General features: G+C 70.7%; 21 protein-coding genes. 10 read left to right on the top strand and 11 right to left on the bottom strand.

The genetic code is table 11. The features are described 5' to 3' along the window. Positions 1 to 23 precede the first annotated feature (23 nt). Both OOJ91_RS23560 and OOJ91_RS23555 read left to right on the top strand, forming a co-directional pair. The gene (locus tag OOJ91_RS23560) at positions 24 to 686 is read left to right on the top strand and encodes an HAD family hydrolase (RefSeq protein WP_266248249.1); all 663 of its coding nucleotides are present in this window, start codon (positions 24 to 26) and stop codon (positions 684 to 686) included. A gap of 28 nt (positions 687 to 714) precedes the next feature. Beyond that, positions 715 to 1737 carry an NADPH:quinone reductase gene (locus OOJ91_RS23555; protein ID WP_266248248.1) on the top strand — a complete coding sequence of 341 codons (1023 nt, stop codon included), beginning with the start codon at positions 715 to 717 and terminating at the stop codon, positions 1735 to 1737. Between the two features lie 176 nt (positions 1738 to 1913). On the opposite strand, the gene OOJ91_RS23550 is transcribed toward OOJ91_RS23555, so the two are convergent. Continuing rightward, positions 1914 to 3563, bottom strand: a complete 1650-nt coding sequence (locus OOJ91_RS23550) for a fatty acid--CoA ligase (protein ID WP_266248247.1) — start codon at positions 3561 to 3563, stop codon at positions 1914 to 1916. 56 nt (positions 3564 to 3619) lie between these two features. Here OOJ91_RS23550 and OOJ91_RS23545 point away from each other — a divergent pair, with 56 nt between their 5' ends. Further along, the gene (locus OOJ91_RS23545) at positions 3620 to 4111 is read left to right on the top strand and encodes an NUDIX domain-containing protein (RefSeq protein WP_266248246.1); all 492 of its coding nucleotides are present in this window, start codon (positions 3620 to 3622) and stop codon (positions 4109 to 4111) included. A gap of 9 nt (positions 4112 to 4120) precedes the next feature. Here the strand turns inward: OOJ91_RS23545 and OOJ91_RS23540 are convergent, their stop codons facing one another. After that, positions 4121 to 5158, bottom strand: coding sequence for an aldo/keto reductase (locus OOJ91_RS23540; protein WP_266248245.1), 1038 nt, complete (start codon positions 5156 to 5158; stop codon positions 4121 to 4123). Positions 5159 to 5271: 113 nt separating this feature from the next. On the opposite strand from OOJ91_RS23540, the gene OOJ91_RS23535 reads away from it, so the two are divergent. Beyond that, complete coding sequence (locus OOJ91_RS23535) at positions 5272 to 5904, top strand: TetR/AcrR family transcriptional regulator (protein ID WP_266248243.1); 633 nt, start codon at positions 5272 to 5274, stop codon at positions 5902 to 5904. A 309-nt stretch (positions 5905 to 6213) separates the two neighbouring features. Here the strand turns inward: OOJ91_RS23535 and OOJ91_RS23530 are convergent, their stop codons facing one another. Further along, a complete protein-coding gene (locus OOJ91_RS23530; RefSeq protein ID WP_266248241.1) occupies positions 6214 to 7890 on the bottom strand; it encodes an MDR family MFS transporter in 1677 nt (558 codons plus the stop codon). Between the two features lie 150 nt (positions 7891 to 8040). Then, entirely contained in the window at positions 8041 to 8583 is a 543-nt protein-coding gene (locus OOJ91_RS23525) for a type 1 glutamine amidotransferase domain-containing protein (RefSeq protein WP_266248239.1), read from the bottom strand. Between the two features lie 180 nt (positions 8584 to 8763). Here OOJ91_RS23525 and rfaE2 point away from each other — a divergent pair, with 180 nt between their 5' ends. Further along, complete coding sequence (gene rfaE2, locus OOJ91_RS23520; protein ID WP_266248238.1) at positions 8764 to 10560, top strand: D-glycero-beta-D-manno-heptose 1-phosphate adenylyltransferase; 1797 nt, start codon at positions 8764 to 8766, stop codon at positions 10558 to 10560. Further along, positions 10557 to 11435: a glycosyltransferase gene (locus OOJ91_RS23515; RefSeq protein ID WP_266248237.1), complete on the top strand. Its 879-nt coding sequence runs from the start codon at positions 10557 to 10559 to the stop codon at positions 11433 to 11435. Before rfaE2 ends, OOJ91_RS23515 begins: the two co-directional genes overlap by 4 nt. 7 nt (positions 11436 to 11442) lie before the next feature. Here the strand turns inward: OOJ91_RS23515 and OOJ91_RS23510 are convergent, their stop codons facing one another. Genes OOJ91_RS23510 through OOJ91_RS23500 form a run of 3 tightly spaced genes read right to left on the bottom strand, consistent with a single transcriptional unit; the run spans position 11443 to position 13612 of the window. Then, positions 11443 to 12549: a glycosyltransferase family 9 protein gene (locus tag OOJ91_RS23510; protein WP_266248236.1), complete on the bottom strand. Its 1107-nt coding sequence runs from the start codon at positions 12547 to 12549 to the stop codon at positions 11443 to 11445. An 8-nt stretch (positions 12550 to 12557) separates the two neighbouring features. After that, a complete protein-coding gene (locus OOJ91_RS23505; protein WP_266248235.1) occupies positions 12558 to 13109 on the bottom strand; it encodes an Hsp20/alpha crystallin family protein in 552 nt (183 codons plus the stop codon). Further along, positions 13106 to 13612, bottom strand: coding sequence for a DUF2231 domain-containing protein (locus tag OOJ91_RS23500; RefSeq protein ID WP_266248234.1), 507 nt, complete (start codon positions 13610 to 13612; stop codon positions 13106 to 13108). Before OOJ91_RS23500 ends, OOJ91_RS23505 begins: the two co-directional genes overlap by 4 nt. A gap of 164 nt (positions 13613 to 13776) precedes the next feature. Here OOJ91_RS23500 and OOJ91_RS23495 point away from each other — a divergent pair, with 164 nt between their 5' ends. Further along, a complete protein-coding gene (locus OOJ91_RS23495; RefSeq protein ID WP_266248233.1) occupies positions 13777 to 14394 on the top strand; it encodes a pyridoxamine 5'-phosphate oxidase family protein in 618 nt (205 codons plus the stop codon). 96 nt (positions 14395 to 14490) lie between these two features. Here OOJ91_RS23495 and rfbD read toward each other — a convergent pair whose 3' ends face one another. Further along, complete coding sequence (rfbD, locus tag OOJ91_RS23490) at positions 14491 to 15477, bottom strand: dTDP-4-dehydrorhamnose reductase (RefSeq protein WP_266248231.1); 987 nt, start codon at positions 15475 to 15477, stop codon at positions 14491 to 14493. Next, positions 15474 to 16004 (bottom strand): nucleotide disphospho-sugar-binding domain-containing protein, encoded by a 531-nt coding sequence (locus OOJ91_RS23485; RefSeq protein ID WP_266248229.1) that lies wholly within the window; start codon positions 16002 to 16004, stop codon positions 15474 to 15476. The genes rfbD and OOJ91_RS23485 overlap by 4 nt, the downstream gene beginning before the upstream one ends. A gap of 781 nt (positions 16005 to 16785) precedes the next feature. Here OOJ91_RS23485 and OOJ91_RS23480 point away from each other — a divergent pair. From OOJ91_RS23480 to OOJ91_RS23470, 3 genes are all read left to right on the top strand, one after another. Then, positions 16786 to 20259, top strand: a complete 3474-nt coding sequence (locus OOJ91_RS23480; protein WP_266248227.1) for a beta strand repeat-containing protein — start codon at positions 16786 to 16788, stop codon at positions 20257 to 20259. 110 nt (positions 20260 to 20369) lie between these two features. After that, positions 20370 to 20996, top strand: a complete 627-nt coding sequence (locus OOJ91_RS23475; protein ID WP_266248225.1) for a tetratricopeptide repeat protein — start codon at positions 20370 to 20372, stop codon at positions 20994 to 20996. Next, positions 20993 to 22270 carry a glycosyltransferase gene (locus OOJ91_RS23470; RefSeq protein WP_266248224.1) on the top strand — a complete coding sequence of 426 codons (1278 nt, stop codon included), beginning with the start codon at positions 20993 to 20995 and terminating at the stop codon, positions 22268 to 22270. Before OOJ91_RS23475 ends, OOJ91_RS23470 begins: the two co-directional genes overlap by 4 nt. Positions 22271 to 22275: 5 nt before the next feature. On the opposite strand, the gene OOJ91_RS23465 is transcribed toward OOJ91_RS23470, so the two are convergent. Both OOJ91_RS23465 and OOJ91_RS23460 read right to left on the bottom strand, forming a co-directional pair. Next, positions 22276 to 22632 (bottom strand): VOC family protein, encoded by a 357-nt coding sequence (locus OOJ91_RS23465; protein WP_266248223.1) that lies wholly within the window; start codon positions 22630 to 22632, stop codon positions 22276 to 22278. Between the two features lie 67 nt (positions 22633 to 22699). Then, on the bottom strand, positions 22700 to 23107 hold the full coding sequence (locus tag OOJ91_RS23460) for a VOC family protein (protein WP_266248222.1): 408 nt from the start codon (positions 23105 to 23107) through the stop codon (positions 22700 to 22702). Positions 23108 to 23158: the final 51 nt, after the last annotated feature.

Genomic DNA, 23158 nt, shown 5'->3' with positions numbered 1-23158 from the left:
CGGAGGTCGGTCTCTCGGGCAGGATGGGCCCCGTGGTGGATGCGGTGGTTTTCGACCTGGATGGCGTGATCGTGGATTCCGAACCGGTCTGGGAGGAGGTCCGGCGGGCGTACGTGGCGACACACGGTGGCACCTGGCAGCCGGACACCCAGCGCCGGCTAATGGGCATGAGCACCGGCGAGTGGGCCCGTTACCTCAGCGGTGAGCTGGGCGTGCGCCGCAGCGCCGAGCAGGTCGCCGACGAGGTGGTGCGGGAGATGGCCCGGCGCTACAAGGAGCACGTGCCGTTGATCGACGGCGCCGACGACGTGGTGCGCCGGTTGGCGGCGCGGTGGACGCTGGGGCTGGCCAGTTCGTCGCCGACCCGGCTGATCGCGGCGGCGCTGGAGGCCACCGGCCTGACCGCCGCCTTCGCCACGACCCTGTCCACCGAGGAGACCGAGCGGGGCAAGCCGGCGCCGGACGTCTACCTGACCGTCGCGCGGCACCTCGGTGTCGACGCGACCCGCTGCGTGGCAGTGGAGGACTCGTCGAACGGCGTGCGGTCGGCCGCGGCGGCGGGGATGCGGGTGGTGGCGGTGCCACACCTGTCGTACCCCCTCGACCGGGACGCCGCCGGGCTCGCGGCCGTGACGCTGGGGTCGATCGGCGAGTTGTCGCCGGAGCTGGTGGAGGGGCTGGGTTGAGGCCTGTCGAGCGGGGTAGAAACGACTGATGAAAGCCATCGTGTACGAGCGCACCGGCGACCCTTCGGTGCTGGAGCTTGTCGACCGCCCGGTGCCGGAGCCGGGGGCGGGTGAGGTGCTGGTCCGGCTGGCGGTGTCGGGGGTGAACCCGACGGACTGGAAGTCGCGGCGTGCCTTCCCGCCGGACGGGTGGCAGATCCCCGGTCAGGACGGCGCGGGTGTGGTGGAGGCGGTCGGCGAGGGCGTCGACCGCGAGCTGATCGGCCAGCGGGTCTGGATCTGGGAGGCGGCCTGGCAGCGGCCGTGGGGCACCGCGGCGGAGTACACGCTGGTGCCGGTGCGGCAGGCGGTTCCGCTGGGCGACGCCTCGTTCGAGTTGGGCGCCAGCCTGGGCATCCCGTTCCTCACCGCGCACCGCTGTCTGACGGCCGGCGAGTTCATGCCCGACGCGCTGCGCGCCGGCGCGCTGGCCGACCACACCGTGCTGGTGCAGGGCGGGGCCGGCGCGGTCGGCAACGCGGCGATCCAGCTCGCCCGCTGGGCCGACGCGACGGTGATCGCCACGGTGAGCAGCGCGGAGAAGGCACAGCTCGCGGCGGCGGCCGGCGCCTCCTACGTGATCAACTATCGGGAGCAGGACGTGGTCGAGGAGGTCGGCAAGATCGCTCCCCACGGGGTCCACACGATCGTGGAGGTCGCGCCGGCCACGAACGCGGCGGCGGACGTGCAGATGATCCGGCAGGGCGGCGCGGTCTGCGTGTACGCCGACAACGGCGGCACCGAGGTGACGCTCCCGATCCGCCCGCTGTACGTGGTGAACGCCCGCTGGCAGTTCGTGCTCGTCTACACGGAGCCGAAGGCGGCCAAGGCGCAGGGTGTGGTCGACGTGGCTGCCGCGGCCAACCAGGGCGGCCTCCGGGTCGGCGCGGACGCCGGTCTGCCGCTGCACCACTACCCGCTGGCCGACACGGCCGGGGCCCACCAGGCGGTCGAGGACTCGGCGGTGGGCAAGGTGCTGATCACCACCAGCGACGCCCGAACGGGTCGCTGAGCACCCAATTTCCCCGTCATCGGGACAGACCCGAACAATTTTCGCAACAATGACGGTGCGGGGGTAACCCCGTGTGGAGCGGGCGGCCCCGGCGCGGTGCGAACGCCGGGGCCGCCCCTGGGGAGGAATGTCAGGAGTGCTCCTCTGCCCAACAGGCGACAGTGCCCGGTGAAACGTTACGGCGCTGTCAGCTCCCGGACAGTCAGCTCACCGTCGGCGTACCGCGAACGGACGACCTTCTTGTCGAACTTGCCGACGCTTGTCTTCGGCACCGTGTCGATGAACGCCCACCGCTCGGGCAACTGCCACCGGGCCACCGAACCGGCCAGGAAGTCCCGCAGCTCCTCGGCGGTCACCGCCGCACCCTCGCGGACCACCACTGTCGCCAGCGGCCGCTCGTCCCACCGCTCGTCGGGCACGCCCACCACGCACGCCTCCAGCACGGCCGGGTGCGCCATCAGCGCGTTCTCCAACTCCACCGACGAGATCCACTCGCCGCCGGACTTGATCACGTCCTTAGCCCGGTCGGTGAGCGTGATGTACCCGTCCGCGGAGAGCGTGCCCACGTCGCCGGTACGCAGCCAGCCGTCGCGGAACTTCTCCTCGTCCGGGGCGTCGTCACCGACGTACCGCGCGGTCACCCACGGCCCGCGGACCTCCAGCTCGCCCACGGCCGTGCCGTCGGCGGGCAGCGGGTCGCCCGACGGGCCGACGATCCGCGCCTGCACGCCCGCCGGCACCCGCCCCTGCGTGTAGCGGTAACGCCAGGCCCGCTCACCTGTCGCGCCTGCGGGCGGACGCGAGACCGACCCCAGCGGCGACATCTCGGTCATCCCCCAGGCGTGGATGACGTCGATCCCGTGCCGCTCGTCGAAGGCGTGCATCAACGCCGGCGGGCAGGCCGAGCCGCCGACGATCACCTCGGTGAGCGAGGACGTGTCCACGTCGTGGGCGTCCAGGTAGGCCAGCAGGTCGGTCCAGATGGTCGGCACCGCCCCGGCCAGCGTGGGCCGCTCGGCGGCGATCATCTCGGCGATCGGCGCGGCCTGGAGGAACCGGTCCGGCATGATCAACGACGCGCCGGAGAGGAACGCCGCGTACGGCAGACCCCAGGACATGGCGTGGAACATCGGCACGATGGCCAGCTCCCGGTGGGTCGGCCCAAGACCGAAGCCCTCCGGCATGCAGACCTGCAACGAGTGCAGGTAGATGGACCGGTGCGAGTAGGCGACGCCCTTCGGGTTGCCTGTGGTGCCCGACGTGTAGCAGAGGGCCGCCGCGTCCCGCTCGTCCACCTCGGGCCAGTCGTACGTCTCGGGTCGGTCGGCCAGCAACTCGTCCCAGCTGTGCACGGTGACCCGGTGGCCGGCGGCGGCAACCAGCGGCGCCGGGTCGCCACCGCCGACCACCACGACGTGCCGCACCGTCGCCAGCTCGCCGATCACCCGGGCCAGCAGCGGGATGAGCGTGCTGTCGACGAGCACCACCCGATCCTCGGCGTGATTGGCGATGTAGGCGACCTGGTCGGGAAAGAGCCGCAGGTTGAGGGTGTGCAGCACCGCGCCCATGCTCGGCACCGCGAAGTACGCCACCAGGTGCTCGTTGTTGTTCCACATGAAGGTGGCGACCCGCTCGTCGCCGGTGACCCCGCACTCGTCGCGTAGCGCGTGGGCCAGCCGGGCGGCGGTGCGACCCACCTCGGCGTACGTCATCCGACGGGGTTCGCCGCCCGTCCAGGTGACCACCTCGGCCGTGCCGTGCACCCCTGCGCCGTGGTCGAGGATCCGGGAGACCTGCAGGGGGGCGTCCATCATCGTGCTACGCATGGGTAACAAGCTAGTGTCGGCGGTCACACGTTGGGAACCCCCGTAAATTGTCGCAGGTGAGCATCTCCTGGGCCGACTCGTACGTGGGGCAGTTGCGCGCGCTCGCCGGGGATCGGACGCTGATGTTCGTCGGCGCCCGAGCCGTGGTCAACGACGACGCGGGGCGCATCCTGCTCATCCGACGCTCGGACAACGGCCAGTGGGCCATGCCCGCCGGGGCGATGGAGCTGGGCGAGTCGATCGCCGACTGCGCGGTCCGCGAGGTCCGCGAGGAGACCGGCCTACGGGCGCTGCGGGTCTGCGCGTTCGCCCTCTACACCGGCCCGGACCGGACCAGCACCAACATGTACGGGCACACCTACCAGGTCTTCACCACTGCGTTCAAGGTCGAGGAGTGGGACGGGCAGCTGACCCGGGTCACCGACGAGACCACCGACGCCGGCTTCTTCCCCCGCGACCGCTTCCCGACCCCACTCTCCACCTCGGTCATCGAGACCCTCGCCGACCTGGACGTCTTCGAACAGACGAACCGGCTGATCCTCAAGTAGGGCCGTACCTCACTGTTGCGGGTGGCGGAGCCCCGCGAAGTACCCCTCCTGGATCCAGTTCGGGTACGCGACAGGCAGCCTGGTGGCGTCGTCCAGCTCGGTGAGATCCTCCGCGGTGAGGGTGAGGTCCGAGGCGGCGATGTTGTCGACCAACTGCTCCTGCTTGCGGGCACCGACGATCACGCTGGTCACGGCCGGCCGGGACAGGAGCCAGGCGACGGCCACCCGCGCCGGGCTGACCTCGTGCCGCTCGGCGACGGCCTTGAGCACGTCGACCACGGCGAAGGCGTGCTCCGGGTCGAACGGGGTGAAGCTGGAGTAGCCGGGCTGGGCGCTGCGCGCGCCACTGTCGGCGACGGCGCCGTCCCGGCCGACCTTGCCGGAGAGGAAGCCACCGGCGAGCGGGCTCCAGACGGTCAGCCCGATGCCCTCGTCGAGCGCCATCGGCACCACGTCCCGCTCGACGTCCCGGCCCAGCAGGGAGTAGTACTCCTGCACCGAGACGAAGCCGGCCAGCCTCTCCCGCGCGGAGATGCCCAACGCCTTGGAGATCTGCCACGCGGCGAAGTTGGCGCACCCGACGTAGCGGACCTTGCCCTGCCGGACCGCGTCGTCGAGCGCGCGGAGCATCTCCTCCATGGGGGTGACCTGGTCGAAGTTGTGGATCTGATACAGGTCGATGTGATCGGTGCCCAGCCGGCGCAGGCTGTCCTCCAGGTTCTGCATGATGTGCAGCCGGGAGGTGCCCACGTCGTTCGGGCCGGGACCCGTGCGGGAGTGCACCTTCGTCGCCAGTACGACGTCGCGACGCCGCTTGCCGAGCGCCTGGCCGAGCAACTCCTCGCTCTCACCGTCGCTGTAGCCGTCGGCGGTGTCGACGAAGTTGACGCCCGCGTCCAACGCGGTGTCCACCAGCCGCTGCGCGTCGGGCAGCGCCAGCCCGCCGAGGGTGCCCCAGAGCGGGTGCCCGCTGCCGCCGAAGGTCATCGCGCCGAGCGAGATCTCCGAGACGTACACCCCGGTGCTGCCCAACAGTCGGTACTTCACGTGTGTCGCTCCTCGTGGTGGGTCGGAGGCCCCTGCCGGACACTCCGTCGGACACAGTGTCCGACACGAGCGTACGTCGTCGGTCGCACCCCCGGCCACCTAGGATCTCGACCATGCCCTCGATCACCCGCCGCCGCCCGAGCAACCCCGACGGACGCGCGGCCGTCGAGGCGCGGGTGCTTGCGGCCACCGAGCGGCTCCTGAAGGAGGGGATCCGCTTCACCGACCTCGGCGTGCAGCGGATCGCCGCAGAGGCCGGCGTGGCGCGGTCGACCTTCTACACCCATTTCCGGGACAAGAGCGAACTGCTCATGCGCCTCGCCGGCACCATGCGGGAAAGTTCCTTCGACCGCACCGGCGGCTGGGACCCGGGCGGGCCCGGCGACCCGCTGGCCAGGCTGACCGAGGTCTTCGCCGACGTGATCCGGATCTACCGGACGTACGCCCCGGTGCTCGCCGCGGTGAGCGAGGTCGCCGCGTACGACGAGGTGGTTCGGGAGTACTGGGCGGCAGGGCTGGAGCAGTTCGTGACGCGCACCGTCGAGGCGCTTCGCGTCGAGCAGCAGGCCGGGCGTACCCCCGCCGACCTCGACGTGGACGCCGCGAGCCGCCTGATCGTGGTCGGCGGTGACCGTTTCCTCGCCGACCACGTCAGCACGACCTCGGCCGACCCCGCCACCGACGCGGCTGCCGCCCGGGAGTTGGCCGCAACCTGGTGGTACGGCGTCTACCGCCGCCCCGCCTGACCCGGCGTCGACCGGGCCGGGCAGGCCGGGCGGGCCGGCCGAACTGTTCCGCTCCCGCCACGAACCGGCGCAGAGCTGCTTGATCGACTCGAGATCGCCGACGTCGGGGTGTCCCCGGCGCCTGGATACCCCGATCTCGGCGATCTCGAGTCGATCATGTCGGATGGGCGGCTTCGTCAGGCCGCCGCCGACGCGGCGACCTCCGCCGCGCTCGATCGTCTCAACCGCCGGCACGCGCAGCCTCTCCGCCTCGTGGCCGGATGACGCCGACCGCCCCGGAGACATTCCGGGGCGGTCGGACGGGCGCGGTCAGATCATCGTCTGGGACTTGGACTCCATGTCCGCGGCGGCCTCCTCCTTGGACTCCCGCGTCAGGGGCTTACCGCCCGCCGCGGCGGCCTTGCCACCCAGCGGGTCGGCGCCGCCTGTCGCGCCCTCGGGGCCGGCCCCGCGCAGCGTGCTGTTGGGCATCGCCACTGTGACAAGCACCGCCACGATGGCGACGAGCCCGGCAGTCAGGAAGACCAGGTGCAGCGACTCCACGAACGACGCCTGGATGGCCGCCCGGACGGCACCGGGCAGCGCCATGATGGTCGCCGGGTCGTTGATCGAGATGTTCGTGCCGCCGCTCGCCGCCACCGCCGCCCGCTGCTCGGGCGGGAGCTGGGCGATCGCACCGGGCAACCGGTCGGCGAGCTGCGAGTTGAGCCGCGAGGACAGCACCGTGCCGAGGATCGCCACCCCGAACGAACCGCCAAGTGACCGGAAGAACGTCGCCGAGGAGGTGCCGGCGCCCAGGTCGCGGACGGACACCGCGTTCTGCACCGCGAGGACCAGCGACTGCATGCACAGACCGAGGCCGACGCCGATCACCACCATGAAGCCGAACGCCACCCAGAGCGACGTGCCCACCTGCAACCGGGTGAACAGGAGCATGCCGACCAGCAGGGTCGCCGATCCGGCCACCGGGAACCACTTGTACCGGCCGATCCGGCTCATGGCCCGCCCGGTGAGGATCGAGGTCACGATGATGCCTGCCATCATCGGCAGCATCAGCAGACCGCTGCGGGTAGGCGAGGCGCCCTTGACGATCTGGAGGTACAGCGGGATGAAGATGATCGACCCGAACATCACCAGACCGAGTACGAAGCCGGCGGAGTTGGCGAGCGCGAACGTGGCGCTGCGGAACAGCCGCAGCGGCAGGATCGGCTCGGCGACCCGCGCCTCCTGGAGCACGAAGAGCACGGCCAGCGCCGCACCGGCGACGAAGAGGCCGATGATCAGCCCGGAGCCCCACGGGTACTCGTTGCCGCCCCAGCTCAGCGCGAGCAGGAGACAGCTCACCCCGGCCACCAGCAGGCCGGCGCCGAGCCAGTCGATCGCGTGGTCCCGGCGCTCGAACGGGATCAGTCGCATCACGTGGTAGCAGACCACGATCGCCAGGATCGCCAGCGGCACGTTGATGTAGAAGATCCATCGCCAGTCGGTCTCGGCGAAGTACCCGCCGACCAGTGGGCCGGCCACCGACGCGATTCCGAACACGGCTCCGAAGAGACCCTGATAGCGGCCTCTCTCCCGGGGTGAGACCACGTCCGAGATGATGGTGAACGCAAGCGTCAGCAGACCACCGGCGCCGAGGCCCTGGATGCCCCGCGTGATGATCAACTGAGTCATGTTCTGCGACAGGCCGGCCAGCAACGACCCGAGCAGGAACGTGCCGATCGAGAAGAGGAAGACCGGGCGACGCCCGTACAGGTCGGCCATCTTGCCGTACAGCGGCGTCGACGCGGTCGAGGCGAGCAGGTACGCCGTGACCACCCACGAGTAGTGGTTGATCCCACCCAGCTCACCGACGATTGTCGGCAGGGCCGTGCCGACGATCGTCTGGTCGAGGGCGGCCAGCAGCATGCCGGTCATCAGGCCCAGCATGAGCAGCCGGATCTGCTGGCGATTCAGTACCGGCGCGGCAGAGGCTTCGGTGGTCATCAAGCCCTCTTTCCCGACCACCGTGGAACATGCCCCACACCCCCAAAAAACCCCGAGCCTCCCAGGGTTGATCAAGAGGTTCGCGTCACGACACGCCGGGTGGGATGACGCAAACCTCTTGATCAACGAGGGCTAGGGCCGGGGGGCGGGTCAGGTGGTGGCGAAGGTTTTGGTGATCTTTGCGCAGAAGGCGGGGAGGTCGTCGGGGTTGCGGCTGCTTGTCAGGTTGCCGTCCGTTACGCACTCCTCGTCGACCCAGGTCGCGCCGGCGTTTGTCAGATCGGTCCGCAGGCTGGGCCAGGAGGTGATCCGCCGGCCGCGCACCACGTCCGCCTCGATAAGCGTCCACGGGCCGTGACAGATCACCCCCACCGGCTTGCCGGCGTCGAAGAACGCCCGCACGAACCGCACCGCGTCCGGGTCGGACCGCAGGAAGTCCGGGTTCGCCACCCCGCCCGGCAGCACCAGCGCGTCGTACCCGGCGGCGTCCGCCTTGTCCGCGGTGACGTCCACGTCGTACGTCTTGGACTGGTCCAGGTGGTTGAAGGACTGGATGGAACCGGGCTTGAGCGAGACCAGCTCGGCCGTCGCGCCGGCGTTCTCGACAGCCTCGCGCGGCTGGACGTACTCGACCTCCTCGACGCCGTCGGCGGCCAGGAAGGCGATCCTCTTGCCCTGCAATGTCGCTGCCATCTCGGTACATCTCCTCTCCGGGATACCTCAATGTCCTTCCCGACCCCCAACACCCGAAACACCCCACGTCGGTGACGACGGGCACCGCGTCGACGAGGCTGGGACGAAAGGCCGCCGACCTGCGGCGCAGACGGCCTCGGCGCAGGTTTGTCCCGAGGGCCGCTGGGGACCCGGGGAGGCATGGCAGGAGCAGCAGCGGAACAGCGCCGGCTCGCCTCAGTCGTGGAGAGCTGGCTCGGGCGTCCGGTCCTGATCGTCGGCGACGCCATGCTTGACGAGTGGCGGTTCGCCGACTCCGACCGGCTCTGCCGGGAGGCGCCCGCCCCGGTCCTCACCCTGCGTCGACGGATCTCCGCCGCCGGTGGAGCCGCGAACACAGCGGTCAACGTCGCCACCCTCGGCGGGCGGGCCGTGCTGGTGGCACCGGTCGGCGCGGACGTGGCCGGCGACGAGCTGCACGACTGCCTGGACCGGGCCGGCGTCTGGGACCGTACGGTCAACCAGCCCGGTCGGCCCACCCCGGTGAAGCGGCGGATGCTCGCCGGCAACCAGATCCTGCTCCGGGAGGACTCCGGCGACGCGGACGACGCGCTCGACCCGGACGGGGTGGCCCGGCTGCTCACGGCGCTGGACTGCGCCACCGAGGAGCTGCGCGCCGCCGCCGGCGGAGAGGCGCCCACCCTTGTCGTCTGCGACTACGGCCTGGGGGCACTGCCCGCGCCGGTCCGCGCGTGGCTGGTCGAGCAGCGCGAGCGGTACGCCACGGTCGCGCTGGACGCCCACGACCTCGCCGACTGGCGAGGGCTCGCGCCGACTGTGGTCACCCCCAGCTTCGCCGAGGCGACCAGGCTGCTGGCCCGTGCCGGCGGCGCGAACCGTTCGACCGCCGGCGCCGACCTGCACCTGGAACACCCGGACAGCGATCCGGCCGACGGGCCGTCCGAGCTGAGCGTGGGCGCCGCACCGGGCGGGGCCCGCGCCGACGACAGGCCCGGCCCGGTCGGCGAGCCCACCCCGAGCGAGAGTCGGGTGGCCCTCACCGGCGACGGTCTCAGCGTCACCGGCACCGGCGTCACCGTGAACACCGAGGCCGGAGCGGGCGTGGACCGGGCCGTACTGGCCGAGTCGCGCCTCGCCGAGCTGCGCGCGCACACAGGCGCGGACGTGGTCGCGGTGACCCTGGACACCGACGGCGCGGTGGTCGGCGGCGCGGACGGGGAACGGCGGCGCAGCCACAGCACCCCGGTTCCCGCGAGTCACGCCGTGGGCGCGGGGGACGCGTACCTGGCGGCCATGACGCTGGCCCTGGCCGCCGACGCGCCGCTGCCCACCGCCGCGCAGCTCGCCCAGCTCGCGGCCACCATCACCGTGTCCGACACCGGCACCTGCGTGTGCCTGCGGGACGACCTGCTCGCCGCCCTCGACATGCCGTCGGAGGCCACCGGGCACCCGGCGGTTGTCGGCACCGTCGAACTGGACGCGATCGTCGCCGAACATCGCGAGGCGGGCCGGTCGGTGGTGTTCACCAACGGCTGCTTCGACGTGCTGCACCCCGGGCACGTGCGCTACCTGGAACAGGCCCGCGCACTGGGCGACCTGCTCATCGTGGCGGTCAACTCGGACGGCAGCGTACGCCGCCTCAAGGGGCCGGACCGGCCGGTCAACCCGGTCGAGGACCGGGGCGCCCTGCTGGCCGCGCTGTCCTGCGTCGACCACGTGGTGGTGTTCGAGGAGGACTCGCCCGCCGCGCTGATCGAGGCCGTCCGGCCCGACGTGTACGTCAAGGGCGGCGACTACCCGCCGGAGCTGGTGCCGGAGGCGCCGCTGGTGCGCCGGCTGGGCGGTCAGGTGCGCACCCTGGGGTACGTGCCGGACCGGTCCACCTCGGCGATCATCGAGCGGATCCGGTCGCACAGCCAGGAGCCGTCGTCGCACGCCACCGACCCGTCGCTGAGCCCCCGCACCCAGGCGTCGTGAACCGTCCCCTCGCCCTCGGCGCCCCGGCGGAGTTCCACGCCGACCGGCTTGTCGACGTGCTGATTCCGACCCGCAACCGGCCCGCCGAACTGGCCGTCACACTGGCCGGGCTCGCCGCCCAGGGCGGGGTGCCGGGCTTCGGCGTGGTGGTAAGCGACCAGTCCGACGGCGATCCGGCGTACTCCCACCCCGCCGCGGCCACCATGGTCCGGGCGCTGCGCCACGCGAGCCACCCGGTGCTGTTGACCCGCCGGCTGCCGCGCCGCGGATTGGCCGAGCATCGCGCCTACCTGCTCGCCGCGTCGTCCGCCAGGTACGTGCTCAACCTCGACGACGACGTCTGGCTGGAACCCGGGGCGCTGCACCGGCTGGTCACCGCGATCGAGGAGCTGGGCTGCGGGTTCGTCGGCAACGGAGTGCACGGCCTGTCGTACACCGACGACGTCCGGCCGGAGGCGCACGGGCACTACGAGGAGTGGGTCGGCCGGCCCGTTCCGGAGCGGGTCCGGCCGGGCACCCCCGAGTGGGACCGCGCCCGCGTCCACTCGGCGGCCAACCTGCTGCACGTCACCGCCGAACTGGCACTGCCGCCTGGCGCGTGGCGGGCGTACAAGGTGTCCTGGATCGGCGGGTGCGTGCTCTACGACCGGGCCAAGCTCGTCGACTCCGGAGGCTTCGACTTCTGGCGACGGGTGCACGAGAAACACCAGGGCGAGGACGTGGCCGCCCAGCTCGCGGTGCTGGCCCGCCACGGCGGGGCGGGCATCCTGCCCAGCGGCGCCTACCACCTGGAATCCCCCACCACTGTCACCGAACGCGACGTGGAGGCGTGGGAGGTCGTCCTCGCCGACGAGGACACTCCGCAGCCGGCCTGAGCGCCGACTACGGGCTGAGCAGCTCGCGGGCTGCCTCCAGCACCTCGGCCGTCGGCACGTCGGCGACGAACGAGTCGCGGTGCGGGCACTCGCCGTCGCCGGGCCGGTGCGGGTAGATGCCCGGCGTGCAGTCCACCCCGCAGACCGGGCAGTGCACCGTCCAGGAGCTGATCGGCCGGTGCCGGCCCCGCAGCGGGTTCGCCGTGTTGATCAGGTTGCCGACCCAGAAGATGCCCACCGTCGGCGCGCCCACCGCGGCGGCCAGGTGCAGCGGGCCGGTGTCGTTGGAGATCACCAGCGCGCAGTCGGCGTAGCAACCGGCCAGCCCACCGAGGCTGAGCGTGCCCACCTGCGGCCGGACCGGCACCCCCGCCGCCACGACCACCTGGTCCACCACCTCCCGCTCCGAGGGCGTACCGGTGACCAGCACCTCGTACCCGTCGCCGTGCAGCGCACGGGCCACCTCGGCGAACCGCTCGGCAGGCCAGCGACGTCGGGTGTCGCTGGCGCCGGGGTGCAGCGCCACCCGGGGGCGGGTCGGCGGGCCGAGCACCTTCTCCGCCTCGGCCCGGTCGGCGTTGGTGACCGCAAGCGTCGGCACGATCGTGGTCGCCGGGGCGCCGACCAGGGCCACCACCTCCAGATAGCGGATCACCTCGTGCTGGTAGTACACGTAGCGGACCCACCGGTCCAGCGGCGGCGCGTCCTCGGCGCGCAGACCCGCCGTCACCCGGGCGCCGAGGCGGCTGATCAACGGGTTGGAGTTGGCGCCACCGCCATGGGCCTGGACCGCCAGGTCGAAACCCTCGCGGCTGGCCGCCGCCACGAAGTCGTCCATCGTGGACGCCGGCTCATCCGCCTCCGGCTCCCGGATGCCGGGGCCCGGCGGCACCACAAGCACCCGGTCCACCGGGCCGGGCCGGTCGCGCCAGAGCTTCGCGTGCCACGGCGCACCGAGCAGCACGATCTCCGCCGAGGGGTACGCGGCACGCAGCGCGTCCAACGCCGGCAGAACGAAGATGAAGTCGCCGAGGGCGTTGGCACGCAGCACCGCGATCCGTCGCACGTCTTCGACCCGCCCGGCCGTCGGGCCGAGCAGGGACGGGGTGACCACGCGGTCCGCTACGGCCGGTCCATCTCGCCGACGGTGTCCGGGTGGTGCAGCTCCCGGTCCGCAGCGGGATCGACCGGTGTCGGCGTACCCCCGGAGAGGCCGCCCGAGCGCGGCCCGGTGCGGCCGACGGTGATGGTGCGCGCCGTGGGCCGCGCCGCCCGGGGCAGGCGGACCCGCAGCAGCCCGTGGTCCATCACCGCGTCGATGCCCTCCGGGTCGACGCGGGACGGCAGGTCGATGCGGTACTCGAAACCGCGGGTCTCGAAACCCCCGGGAATGCCCTGCTCGGCGTTGACCTCCGCCTCGGAGCGGGCGCGCACGCACAGCTCGCGGTCGTCCAGCTCGACGGCCACCTCCTCCGGCGCGACGCCGGGCAGCCGGACGACGACCTGCCAGCCGTCCGCGGTCTCGGTCAACTCGACGTCGGAGGACCCGGCCCGGCCGCCGACCAGCCGGCTCAGCTCGGCGCGCAACGACTGCAACTCGCCCATCGGGTCCCAGCCCTGCTGCCGACCACGCCAACCACGGCCGGAACCGCCGGCCTGCTGCTGCTCGCTCATCGCACGTCTCCGATCCGCTGGTTGGCCGTTGTGGGCCGCAGTGAGCTGGGCGCGTCCAGACCGGCGTCGCGGTCGACGCCCACGCCGAGCCGGTCGACCAGCTCGCCGCCGAGCCAGGCGCTGATGCCGAGGATCGCCACCGCGACCACCTCGATGGCGATCAACGACCCACCGGCGGCCCGCGAGTCGGCGTTGAGTCGGACCGCCCACACCGCGGCGAAGAGCAGGATCACCGCGATGTTGGCGCCCGCGTGCAGCAGACCCACCCGCTTCGCGCGGGTGCCGGTCGGAATCGCCAGGAGGTCGAACGAGCCGGCCACCGCGGCGAGCAGGCCGCCGACCAGGCCGACGGTGATGTTCCAGTACGCGACCTCGGCGAGGAAGTCGGGCCCGCCGACCGTGTCGACGATGTCGAACAGCACGGCGGTGACCAGCAGCGCGACCGGGAACATGACCAGCATCGGATGGACTGGGTGACCCAGCACCTTGAGTCGGCTCTCCATCTCCCGGCCTCCACTTGTCGGCGTTCCTGCGGACGGTACGTGCGGCGGGCGCGTCGGAGGAGGCCGTACCCCCGGCGACCGTGGGCAAACCTCGCGCTGGCCACGCGGGCCTAGGCTGGCGACGGTGGCGCCGCCACCCGGGTCAACGGCTGGGGGAGGATCACGTGACGGTGGAGATCACCTCGCACGAGGAACTACGCGAGCTGCTCGGCACGCCGGGCGTGCGCGCGGCGAACAAGGAACGCGCCCGCCTGCACGAGCGGGACCGACAGTGGCTCGCCGCCGCGCCGTTCTGCCTGATGGCGACGGCCGGCGCCGACGGCACCTGCGACGTCTCACCCAAGGGCGACCCGGCCGGGTTCGCGCTGGTGCTTGACGACACGACGATCGCGCTCCCGGAACGGCCGGGCAACAAGCGGGCCGACGGCTACCGCAACATCCTCGACAACCCGCACGTCGGGCTGCTCTTCCTGATCCCCGGTCGCACCGACACGCTGCGCATCAACGGACGGGCCCGCCTGGTACGCGACGCCCCCTGGTTCGACGACATGGTGGTCAAGGGGCACCGGCCGGTGCTCGCCGTGGTGGTGGAGATCGAGCAGATCTTCTACCACTGCGCGAAGGCGTTCCTGCGGTCCGCGCTGTGGCAGCCGGAGACCTGGCAGCCCGACGCGCTGCCGTCCCGCGCCCGCCTGATCAAGGAGGTCGAGGCGCCCTCCGAGAGCCTGGAGGACCTGGAGAGGCACTACGGCCCGGAGTACGCCAAGAAGATCTACGTCTGACATCGATCCGTCGTGGTCAGGCCGACCAACCGACGGAACCGCCGGACGACTCCCGGCCGGGTCTCCGACCAGGCAGCCGACGAGTAGGCACTGAGGTCACGCAGGGGCGCGGCTCACACGCTCCGCGGATGGCGTCTTCGACCACGCGCCGGGCGCGATGCTCGTGCGGGGTCGCGCGGCACCCGTCGGGACCGTCCGCGCAGCCTCGGCCAGTTTGGCCAGTCCGGGGCTACGCAGAGCTGCACGAAGCTGGGTGCGCCAGTCGTCCATCAGCTCCAGGCCGGCTTCCGCCCACAGTCGGCGTGTGAGCACGCTGAACGCCGGCCGGCGCGCCAGTCGCGGGAACCGGTCGGTGGTGGTCGGCCGGACGCGGTCCGGGTCCAGGCCGCATTCCTCGTAAACGGCGCGGGCCAGGCCGTACCAGGTGGTGCGCCCTCCGGCGACGCCGTGGTAGATCCCGGCGGTGACTTGGCCGGCGTGGGCGGCGTCGCCGAGGCTGGCGATCCCCTCGGCGAGCATCGCCGACCACGTCGGCTGCCCGTGCTGATCGGCCACCACCTGCACGTCGGGCCGGTTCGCCGCGAGCAGGAGCATGGTCGCCACGAAGTTGGGGCCGTGGTCGCCGTAGAGCCATGCCGTACGCACCACGTAACCGGCGTGCGGCAGGATGGCGCGCACCGCCCGCTCACCGACGAGTTTGCTGCGCCCGTACGCGTTGACGGGTGCCGGCGGAGCCGCCTCGTCCAGCGGCGCCCTCCCGTCCCCGGCCAACACGTAGTCGCTGGATACGTGAATCAGGCGCACGCCGTGGTCGGCGCAGGCGCCAGCCAGGTGTCGCACGCCGTGACCGTTGACCTCCGTGGCGAGTTCCTCGGCCGTCTCCGCACCGTCCACGTCGGTCCAGGCTGCGGCGTTCACCAGAATGTCGTAACCCGGGACGGCCCGGGCGACGGCCGCCGCATCGGTGATGTCGAGGTCGTCGTGAGCGGCGGCGGTGACCACCGTGCCGGGTCGGGCGCGTAACACCTCGACGATGTCGCGCCCCAGCATGCCGCCGGCACCGGTGACGAGCCAGCGGATCATCGGGACGCCGTGTCGTCCGTGGCCTGGCGGTCGAACACGGCCACCGGACTGGGTCGGGCCACCATCTCCCGGGTCACCGTGCCGGCGGCCTCAGCGAAGGCGGGTTCGCTGAGCAGGCGCTGCCCGGCCTGGTGGAACGTCGCGCTGTCACGCGTGGCCGGCGCGAGGGGCAGCTCCGCCTTGCCGCGGACGACCTGCGCGGCGATCAGCGGGGCGTCGGCGGCCTCCGACCGGACGCGCTCGGGTACGCCGCGGTGCCACGCCGCCGCTGTCGGACCGGATCCGCCGTCCGTCGGCGGCCGTCCTCCACGGGCGAACAGGAGGGCCACCCCGAGGTCACCGGCCGGGAAAGCGTCCAGGTTGGACGGGCCACTGTCGGCCGCGGTGCCGGCGACGAAGGCGGTGAGCGCGGACACGACGTCACGTCCGGCCGCTCGGGTCGCCCCGGCGAGGGGCGCGGCCGACAGCGTCAGCCCGCGTCCGGGAGCGGCGGGGAGGAAGACTTTCGCGAATGGCGGATCACACATCTCTCAACCTTCTTCGTGAGCCCAGCGGCGGCGGGGTGCGGTACTCCGAGCGGCGATCCGGTCGCCGAATTCGCCTCGACCCGCTCCGCCACCGGTGGGCCCCCGCACTGTTCGCTGCAGTGCGCGTTGAGGATCGGGCGGATCGACCTTTTCCAGTTGGGCGCCCGAAAAGAAGCCCGGACGCGGCGGAGAGACGCAGGTGTCGTCGGCGCCAGCGTGAAAGGCATGGTCGTGCACACGGTGGAGGCGACCGGCACGGAGTCAGCCAGATCATGACGCCGACTGCGTAGCTCAACCTCGTCCATAGTGTTGACGAGGCTAACCGCTCATCTGCCTCAAATTTAGCTAAATCACCACAAAGCTCTACTAGCACCGCATGGGCAACAGGCGAGTCGTCGCTCGCTCAAAGTCGCGCTCCACGTGCCCCGCGCAACCCCGGCACCTGGCGTCAGAGGCCCTGCGAGGGCGCCGCACCTACCGGACGCAGACCCCAGGGCGCCTGCATGCGCTACATACCTGCTCAAATGCCGCATAACGACCCTGCTCGCCTCATCCGTCGCTTACTCTGCAACTCGCCGGCAACCGTACGTCACGAGTAGGTAGCTCTGGGTGTATCTGGGGCGGCCCTGGAGGGGTCATGAGCAACGACCGACGGCTACGGCGGGGGCTGAAGCATGGCCGCGCCGCCTCAGGATTGAGTTCCGCCCTGCTGTTGGTCGGGATAACGGGTGGGCCCGCAGCCGCGGCACCACCCAAAGAAGCGGAATCGTCCTCCCAGGGCATGCATATCGGTACGCCCGGACCGGTCGGCCAGTACGGCGGGCTCCCGTTGTATTGGCCGACTGCCTTCCGAGACGACGATGGATCTGACGATTCGTGGAAGCCCTCCCCCGGCACCACACCGGACTGCGGTCCCCAAGGCTGGCAGGGCCCGTGGGGTGGGCACGACAAGGGGGGCAAGCAGCCGGACCGGGGCCACCCCCACGGCGGAAAGGGCACCCAGGGCCCCCAGGGCGCGCAGGGCGAAACGGGTGCTGAAGGCGCACAAGGCGACGCGGGTGCTCAAGGCGCACAAGGCGACGCGGGCGCTCAAGGCTTCCAGGGCGCGCAAGGCGACACCGGGGCACAAGGCAGCCAAGGCACCCAGGGCGACACCGGGGCACAGGGAGCCCAGGGAGACAACGGCGCACAAGGCGACAGCGGCGCGCAGGGGGCGCAAGGTACCCAGGGCACCCAGGGCAACACGGGTGCTCAGGGCGGGCAGGGCGAGACCGGCGCTCAAGGCGCACAGGGAGCGCAAGGCTTCCAGGGCAACACCGGCGCGCAGGGAGCACAGGGAGCACAGGGAGCGCAGGGCGCCCAGGGCAACACGGGTACTCAAGGCGCACAGGGAGCTCAAGGCTTCCAGGGCAACACCGGTGCTCAAGGAGCCCAGGGCAACACCGGCGCTCAAGGCAACACGGGCGCTCAAGGCGCGCAAGGCGACACCGGCGCGCAGGGAGCGCAAGGCTTCCAGGGCAGCCAAGGCGACACCGGCGCACAAGGCGCACAGGGAGCCCAGGGCAACCAGGGCAACCAGGGCAACACGGGCACTCAAGGCGCCCAAGGCAACACGGGTGCTCAAGGCCCGCAAGGCGACACCGGAGCCCAGGGAACCCAAGGCTTCCAGGGCAACACCGGCGCGCAGGGAACTCAAGGCGCCCAGGGCAACACCGGCGCACAAGGCAACCAAGGCGCACAGGGCAACACGGGTACTCAAGGCGCCCAAGGCGACACGGGTGCTCAAGGCGCCCAGGGAGCGCAAGGCTTCCAGGGCGACACCGGCGCGCAGGGAGCGCAAGGCACCCAGGGCAACACCGGTGCCCAAGGCGCGCAAGGCGACACCGGCGCACAAGGCGCACAAGGAGCCCAGGGCAACACCGGCGCCCAAGGCGCCCAGGGCAACCAGGGCAACACCGGCGCACAGGGAGCGCAAGGCTTCCAGGGCAGCCAAGGCGACACCGGCGCACAAGGAGCCCAGGGCAACACCGGCGCCCAAGGCGCCCAGGGCAACCAGGGCGACACCGGCGCGCAGGGAGCGCAAGGCGCCCAAGGCAACACGGGTGCTCAAGGCGCCCAAGGCAACACGGGTGCTCAAGGCGCCCAAGGCAACACGGGTGCTCAAGGCGCCCAAGGCAACACGGGCGCACAGGGAGCGCAAGGCTTCCAGGGCAGCCAAGGCGACGCCGGCGCACAAGGCGCACAGGGCAACCAGGGCAACACCGGAGCCCAAGGCGCACAGGGAGCCCAGGGCAACACCGGAGCCCAAGGCGCACAGGGAGCCCAGGGCAACACCGGCGCCCAAGGCGCACAGGGCAACCAGGGCGACACCGGCGCACAGGGAGCGCAAGGCTTCCAGGGCAGCCAAGGCGACACCGGCGCACAAGGCGCACAGGGCAACCAGGGCAGCACTGGAGCCCAAGGTGCCCAAGGCGACACCGGCGCACAGGGAACTCAAGGCTTCCAGGGCAACACCGGCGCGCAGGGAGCGCAAGGCTTCCAGGGCAGCCAAGGCGACACCGGCGCACAAGGCGCACAGGGAGCCCAGGGCAACACCGGCGCCCAAGGCGCCCAGGGCAACCAGGGCGACACCGGCGCACAGGGAGCGCAAGGCGCCCAAGGCAACACGGGTGCTCAAGGCGCGCAAGGCGACACCGGCGCACAGGGAACTCAAGGCTTCCAGGGCAACACCGGCGCGCAGGGAGCGCAAGGCTTCCAGGGCAGCCAAGGCGACACCGGCGCACAAGGCGCACAGGGGGCCCAGGGAGCCCAGGGAGCCCAGGGCAACCAGGGTAACCAGGGCGACACCGGTACCCAAGGCGCCCAAGGCAACACCGGCGCGCAGGGAACTCAAGGCTTCCAGGGCAACACCGGCGCGCAAGGCAACACGGGTGCTCAAGGCGCGCAAGGCGACACCGGAGCCCAGGGAACTCAAGGCTTCCAGGGCAACACCGGCGCGCAGGGAGCTCAAGGCTTCCAGGGCAGCCAAGGCGACACCGGCGCACAAGGCGCACAGGGAGCCCAGGGCAACCAGGGTAACCAGGGCGACACCGGTGCCCAAGGCGCCCAAGGCGACACCGGAGCCCAGGGAACCCAAGGCTTCCAGGGCAACACCGGCGCGCAGGGAGCGCAAGGCACCCAGGGCAACACCGGCACCCAAGGCGCGCAAGGCGACACCGGCGCGCAGGGAGCGCAAGGCTTCCAGGGCAGCCAAGGCGACACCGGCGCACAAGGCGCACAGGGCAACCAGGGCAACACGGGTACTCAAGGCGCCCAGGGCAACACCGGTGCCCAAGGCAACACAGGTGCCCAAGGCGCCCAAGGCGACACCGGCGCGCAGGGAGCGCAAGGCTTCCAGGGCAGCCAAGGCGACACCGGCGCACAGGGAGCGCAAGGCTTCCAGGGCAGCCAAGGCGACACCGGCGCACAAGGCGCACAGGGCAACCAGGGCAACACCGGCGCGCAGGGAGCGCAAGGCACCCAAGGCAACACGGGCACTCAAGGCGCCCAAGGCGACACCGGAGCCCAGGGAACCCAAGGCTTCCAGGGCAGCCAAGGCGACACCGGCGCACAAGGCGCACAGGGCAACCAGGGCAACACCGGCGCACAGGGAGCGCAAGGCACCCAAGGCAACACGGGTACTCAAGGCGCCCAAGGCAACACCGGCGCACAGGGAACCCAAGGCTTCCAGGGCAGCCAAGGCGACACCGGCGCACAAGGCGCACAGGGAGCCCAGGGCAACACGGGTACTCAAGGCGCCCAAGGCGCCCAAGGCAGCACCGGCGCCCAAGGAACCCAAGGCTTCCAGGGCAACCAGGGCAACACCGGCGCACAAGGCGCACAGGGCGACACCGGCGCACAGGGCTTCCAGGGCACGCAGGGCAGCACGGGCGCTCAAGGCGCGCAGGGGGCTCAAGGCGCGCAGGGCTTCCAAGGCGCCCAAGGCGACACCGGCGCTCAGGGTCCGCAGGGCGCGCAGGGAGTGGCGGGCACCGGAATCCAGGCCGCCTATATTCAGGGACCGCTGACGGTGATCGCGGATACTCCCGTTGATTTCGGGTGCCAGGCCGGCGACATTGCTGTCGGAACCGGCTATCAACTGTCGGGGGCGGGTGTCAATCCGGTGCTGATCCAGCCACTGTCGGTCAGTGGTTACCAGTTCACTTTTACTGGCGGGGGCGCGGACATCTGGGTGTCCTGCATCTCACTCGACTAACCGGTCGCGTTTGGCCTGCGGGCAACACCTCAAGCAGCGCGGGTCGCAGGAACCAAGTTTGTATGCCGAACGGCAAGTCGGACCGCCCTGTTATCGTTCAAGGAGGATAAATGAGCATGCGTCAGATACTCGGGTCACTCGCCTGTGGTGCGATCCTGCTGACCGGAGCCACAGCCTGCAGCGAGAAGTCTCCCGGCAAAGCGCAGCCGAGCAACTCCGGTAAAAGCGATGAGGCGAACGGTGGCGCCAACGCCGGGACCGCCTCGGCGGATCTGCTGAAGCTCGGCGTCGAACAGGGCCAAGCCGGTAACCTCGACGCAGCGAAGGCCACCTTCGAGAAGGTGCTGGACGCCGACGTCAACAACAAGTTCGCCTGGTTCAATCTGGGCTTCATTGCCCAGTCGCGCAACCAGAACGACGAGGCGATCAGCAGCTACGACAAAGCATTGGCCGCCGACGCCAGCTACAAGCCGGCCCTTTACAACAAGGCCATCGCGCTGGAGAGTACGGAGCCGACGAAGTCGGTGGACATTTACCGCAAGGTCTTGTCGATCGACAACAAAGCATCGACCGCTTACCTTCGGCTGGGCATGCTGCTGTCCCAGTCCGGCGACACTGCCGAGGCGCGGAACGCTTTCAGTGCGGCGATCCGGCTGGACAAGCGGCTCGCGTCATCAGTTCCGGAGAAGTACCGAGCGGCCCCAACCGCTTCATCCTCGACTCGGGCAGGGAGGTGACCGGCTCGATGCGTACTCCACGTGTAACGGTCTTCACCGGAAGCAACCGCACTCGTTTCATCGACGAATGTTTCCAATCACTGCTGGCGCAGACCTTCACCGACTGGGAATGGGTGGTCGTGCTCAACCAGGGGTCCCGCTGGCGGCCCGAGCGGCATGACGATCGGGTCCGGCTCGTTGTCCAGGACAACCTGAACGGCGTTGGCGCCATCAAGGGGTACGCCTGCGCCGAGGCTGCCGGGGACATCCTGGTCGAGCTCGACGACGACGATGTGCTCAGCAGCGACTGTCTGCAAGAGATCGTCGCTGCCTTCGACCAGAACCCGGAGGTGGGTTTCGTCTACAGCGACACCGCGCAGATCCAGGAGGACGGTAGCCGCTGCGAAGACCGTTTCGCGAGCTCCTTCGGCTGGCGACACTACGACGAGAAGGTGGACGGCCGCGAGGTGCTGGTCTGCCGTGCGATGCCGCCGACGCCGCACAACGTGAGCTTCATTTGGTACGCGCCGAACCATGTGCGCGCCTTCCGCCGGGACATCTACGAGAAGGTTGGTGGATACGACGAGTCGCTCGACGTCGCTGACGACGCCGATCTCATGGCCCGGATCTACCAGGTGAGCGAGTTCCACCATATTCAGAAGTGTCTGTACCTGCAGCGCATGCATGCCAAGAACACGCAGCGCATCCCAGATGTCAACGCCCGAATCCAGCAGCGGACCGTCGCGATATACGACCGGAACATTCAACAGAATGCGCTGACCTGGTCACGGCGACAGGGGCTCCTGGCGCTCGATCTCGGCGCCGCCCACAACAAGCCGGAAGGCTATCTGGGTCTGGATTACCACGACGGTCCGGGCGTCGACATGGTCTGTGACATAACGAACGGCGTCGACCTGCCGGACAGCAGCGTCGGGGTCATCAGGGCAGTGGACTTCCTGGAACACGTGCCGGACAAAGTCGCCCTGTTCAACGAGTTGTACCGACTGCTCGCGCCGAACGGAATGCTGCTGTCGCTGACACCCAGCACCGACGGTCGTGGGGCCTATCAGGATCCGACCCACGTGGCGTTCTACAACGAAAACTCGTTCTGGTACTTCACAGACGCCAAATATTCTCGGTTCGTACCTGAAATCAAGTGCCGTTTTCAGACGTCACGGCTCGTGACGTACTACCCGAGCGAGTGGCACCAGACGCACAACATTTCGTATGTCTCCGCGAATCTCATCGCGATCAAGGACGACACCCTACGCAACGGCGGCCTGTTGACCATCTGATGCGGTCAGACCGTCGGTGCCACCAGGCAAAGGACGTGACCGTCCGGGTCGGTGAGCACCGACTGTCGTTCACCCCAGGGCTGGTCGGCGGGGGCGTCGACGACCTGGGCGCCTGCCTTCTGGGCCGCCGCGGTCGCCTCGTCGACATCCGACACGAGGAAGCTCGCGGCGACACCGGCCAACCCTGGCGTGGGTGGGCGCTCGTGCAGCAGAAGCTCGACCCCGGTGTCCGCAACGGCAAGGACCACCATGTCGCCCGCGCTGTACTTCTCCGCCAGACCCAACGCATCCCGGTAGAGCGCCAGCGCCCGTTCCCGATCGGCCACGGAGACGATGATCCGCTGTAGTCCACGTACCGCCATGACGTCACCTTAACGGCGGCAGATCGGTTCAGCAGGCCCCGGACAACCCGCATCCGACGGCTCCTGATCAGGCCCGCGGCTGGACCGACACCATCCACAGGTGGTCGTCCGGGTCGGCGAAGACGCCCGCGTACCCCCAGGGTTGTGTGGTCGGCGCGGTGATCACCTCGCCGCCGGCGGCGTGCGCCCGCTCGACGATCGCGTCCGCCTCGGCCGGGGTGGCGGCGCCGAGGCCGAGCAGGCACTCGCTCTGCCCTCTCGGCGCTACCTCGTGTTCGCCGATCACCCAACCGAAGCCACCGGTCGGGATGAGCATCAGCCGCAGCCCGTCGTTCACCACGAACTGCAACGGCTCCGGGATGCCGTCATCGGCCAGCTCACCCACCGCCTGCAGGCCGAGGCCGTCGCGGTAGAAGCGGTACGAGGTCGGGCGGTCCGCGATCGGCAGACTGATGATCAGTGGCGCAGCGGGCATGGACGGCACCTCCACAGGTCGGGCGGACACGGTGTTCAGTATGGACACGGC

Source organism: Micromonospora lupini (genome assembly GCF_026342015.1).
GTDB lineage: Bacteria > Actinomycetota > Actinomycetes > Mycobacteriales > Micromonosporaceae > Micromonospora > Micromonospora lupini_B.
This window is presented reverse-complemented; position numbering and strand designations above follow the sequence as displayed.